Origin of the sequence: Aquimarina sp. 2-A2 (genome assembly GCF_045505135.1) — a bacterium.
In the GTDB taxonomy this organism is placed as follows: domain Bacteria; phylum Bacteroidota; class Bacteroidia; order Flavobacteriales; family Flavobacteriaceae; genus Aquimarina; species Aquimarina intermedia.
The window spans coordinates 1-3356 of record NZ_JBJKFI010000013.1 but is presented as its reverse complement, the minus strand read 5'-3'; the positions used below and the strand labels follow the sequence as shown (position 1 = coordinate 3356).

Genomic DNA, 3356 nt, shown 5'->3' with positions numbered 1-3356 from the left:
GTTTTTCATGGTGACAGTTTGAATTTAAAGTTAGTAAATTCGAATTATTAACTGTCCTATTTTTAGGGAAGCCTACAATAGCATAGGAGACTCGGCCTCTAATTGTAATGTATTTAAAATCTTCTCCTTTTATCAATTTACTTTTTATTATCGCTAATGGTTCGAATATGCGTAGTGCGGGATTTCAATGCACCTCATTATCAAACCGCTACGTTGTTTATTTAATGCTTTAAAGTTCCGATTTACCAAATTGACCCGCATTAGGTACATTTATTGTTATCACCTTTTCAATTCTTCCATGTCCATTAAAATTTCATCTAGTTTTTTGAATACGTGTCCATAAACTAAATTCAAATCTATTTTATAAATTTTCCCAGCAAAAATTGACATTAAAGATGCTATTAAAATTACTCCAATAATAAAATAAATAGGTAGTCCATGATATAAATAAACATCAGGATATTTCTCAATTATTTTATTGAGTATTACTTCTCCGTAGTTTGAAGACCATATTCCAATTATAAGAACTATAAAAAAAGTGGGATAAAAGAATCTATAAATTTTGACATATCCCATAATGGTCTCTTTCAGCAACTTATCCACAGCTATAATGTATTGATAACTACTTAAACCTTTATCAATGTTATTAATCTTATCAGCTTTTGATTTACCGTAAATGACAAGCCACATAAATTGCACAAAAAGAATTGCACCTGAGAATGGAGTTCCCAAATAAATTGATCCAAGTAAAATTACTGTGGCTCCAAATAAAATAATGACCAAATTCATTCTCCCCATTCTCATTAGTTTGTCGATGGTATTTATTGATTTTTGATTGTACAAATCATTAAGCTTTGGAGCGACTAAGGCATCGCTTTTTAAAAACCCTTCTTTCCAAATTGATTCAATTGACTTTTCCATGTAATAATTTTTTTAATCGTTCTTTAATTCGTTTAATGCGTACTCCAATGTTGTTTGAATTTGTGCCAATTATTTTAGCGATTTCTTGGTAAGACTTTTCTTCCAGATAAAGTAAAATTACGCCTCTATCAATTTCAGATAATTGCTTAATAGCATCAAAGAGTTGATTGAGTGTTTCATCAGCAAATGCATGACTATCTTCCATTAATTCTTCTGGTAAGGAGTCAGAAGCGAAATACTGATGATTGTTTTTCTTCGTTTTCTTTAATAAAGTCAATCATACATTCAATGATAGCCTATATACCTAAGTAGACCATTGTGATTGATTATGGAAGTTGTCCTTACTTTTCCAAATTTGTAAACAAACCTCCTGATAGTAATCTTCGAAATCCTCCTGAGTATTTGTATATGCCCTGCACATTTTGATGATAATTGCGCCATACGGTAAAATTAATGATGTATAAAAATCGCTGCTCACTGTTTTTATTTGGTTAGTGGCTGAAATTAAAAATTATTACACCCTATTGAATATTTTTAATAGACATGGATATATAATAAACAGAATTAATGAATCCAATCATTTCGATGTGTATTGGTGATAATAATAATATATAATCACCACAGCTAACTATACAGTTCTTTAACTATTCACTATCCTCAAATTACTAAGTAGGGTAGGAAGTGGGTTATAATTGAACCTAAGCTACAGATTTTATTTGAGATAAGCCAATGCCAAGAAAAAGGGACTAGGCAGAAGGTAAAAGTTTAAGAAGGGAGATATGAATCAAGATATATGCCTAAGATCTATAGAAACACATAGCAATCCCCAAACTAACAAATATCGACCCGGATGAGTCAACACTGCATTCATACTTGATTGCACCGACTACATAAATGCTTAGTTGTTGTGGGTAGTACTTATCTTAACTTTCCCAAAATTTTATTTGCTGTTTCTTTAATTATTTGATTAGCTTCAGGGAAACTAGAATTTGTTATAATTGAGATGCCAATATTTTGTTCTGGAAATATCATCAACCAATTTTGACTACCATAAATTCCTCCGTGATGTTCTATATGAATACTATCTTTATCTTTGATTACTTCCCAAAAATATCCTATCCAAATATTGTCAACATCGTAAAATAATTTTTGATGTGTCATTTTTACAATTGAATTTTTATTATTCAATTGCCATTTTATATAATTTAATAAATCTTTTGAATTCGATTTGATTCTACCAGCAGCTCCCCACAATTCTATCGGTTTCTTAAAGTTTGGCATTAATTCATTTCTATCATTATACCCATTAGCTAGTAATAATTCTTGCTTATTATCTAAATTGATATGTGTGTTTGTCATTTGAGCTGGAATGAGTAATTTTTCTTTAAGAAGATGCTCAAAGGATTTATCATAAACTTTTTCTAAAATGTATGCTATTAAATTTGGTGCTACGTTAGAATAATTGTAAACCTCTCCAGGTTTTTGGTTTAGTTCTAATGATTTGATATCTGATAATAGTTCTTCTTTTTTGTATTCGGTTAATTTCTTTTGAGCTTTACGGTAATTATTGGTGTTAGAATTTTGATATAATTCAGAAATTCCTTTAACATTTAAAGGCAAACCACTAGTATGTGTGATTAAATGTTTTATTCGAACAGGTTCTCCCTTATACTCAAGGTTTTCATATTCCTTTCCTAAAATATCGTAAACAGAGCTTTCTAAATTAAGTTTTTGTTCATTAATGGCACAAGCCACAAGATAGCCAGTCATTGTTTTGGTAACAGATGCAATTTCATAAAGTGTTTCATTAGTTGGCTTGTTATTTAAGTTTTTGTCCAACTCACCGTAATGTCCTAAAAAACTTCTTCCATTATCAAAAACAGTTATTGAAACAGCATTAAATCGATTATCTTTTAGAAATTTTTCAGCTTCCTTTTCAATGATTATGGATAACCCCTTCTCATTAGATTGTGACTTACAACTTTGTGTTGTTATGAAAATTAAAACATATATTATTAATTTGAATTTCATTTTCATTTTCACTCCTTTTTTCATATTACCCACAACAATAATATATAATCACCACAGCTAACTATATACGTCTTTTACTATTCACAATCCTTCAATTACTAAGTAGGGTAGGTAGTAGGTTGTAATTGTGCCTAAGCTACAGATTTTATTTGAGATAAGCCAATATCAGGCATAAGGGGCTAATAGGCAGAAAGTAAAAGTTTGAGAAGGGAGACAGGAATCAGGATACATATCTAAGATCTATAGAAACACATAACAATCCCCATACTAAACATTTATTGATCCGATTTAGTCAACACCACATTCTTGCTCGGTCGTACCGACTGCATAAATGCTTAGTTGTTGTGGTTAGTTTTTATTTTTGGATAATCCATTTTGATTCAAAGCTAAGCGATTCAGGTGTT

The 3356-nt window shown here is 30.3% G+C and carries 4 protein-coding genes; all 4 read right to left on the bottom strand.

Annotated features, from left to right (window positions below; translation table 11 throughout):
* Positions 1–279: 279 nt before the first annotated feature.
* Positions 280–921: a hypothetical protein gene (locus ACJRPK_RS17420; RefSeq protein ID WP_407141668.1), complete on the bottom strand. Its 642-nt coding sequence runs from the start codon at positions 919–921 to the stop codon at positions 280–282.
* Entirely contained in the window at positions 905–1198 is a 294-nt protein-coding gene (locus ACJRPK_RS17415; RefSeq protein ID WP_407141667.1) for an RNA polymerase sigma factor, read from the bottom strand. The genes ACJRPK_RS17420 and ACJRPK_RS17415 overlap by 17 nt, the downstream gene beginning before the upstream one ends.
* A 27-nt stretch (positions 1199–1225) precedes the next feature.
* Positions 1226–1399 (bottom strand): sigma factor, encoded by a 174-nt coding sequence (locus tag ACJRPK_RS17410; protein WP_407141666.1) that lies wholly within the window; start codon positions 1397–1399, stop codon positions 1226–1228.
* A 440-nt stretch (positions 1400–1839) separates the two neighbouring features.
* A complete protein-coding gene (locus tag ACJRPK_RS17405) occupies positions 1840–2958 on the bottom strand; it encodes a serine hydrolase domain-containing protein (protein WP_407141665.1) in 1119 nt (372 codons plus the stop codon).
* Positions 2959–3356 lie beyond the last annotated feature (398 nt).

Bases quoted from the DNA above. Each gene is read 5' to 3' on its own strand.
- ACJRPK_RS17420 (WP_407141668.1), bottom strand. From the start codon at position 921: ATGGAAAAGTCAATTGAATCAATTTGGAAAGAAGGGTTTTTAAAAAGC.
- ACJRPK_RS17405 (WP_407141665.1), bottom strand. From the start codon at position 2,958: ATGAAAATGAAATTCAAATTAATAATATATGTTTTAATTTTCATAACA.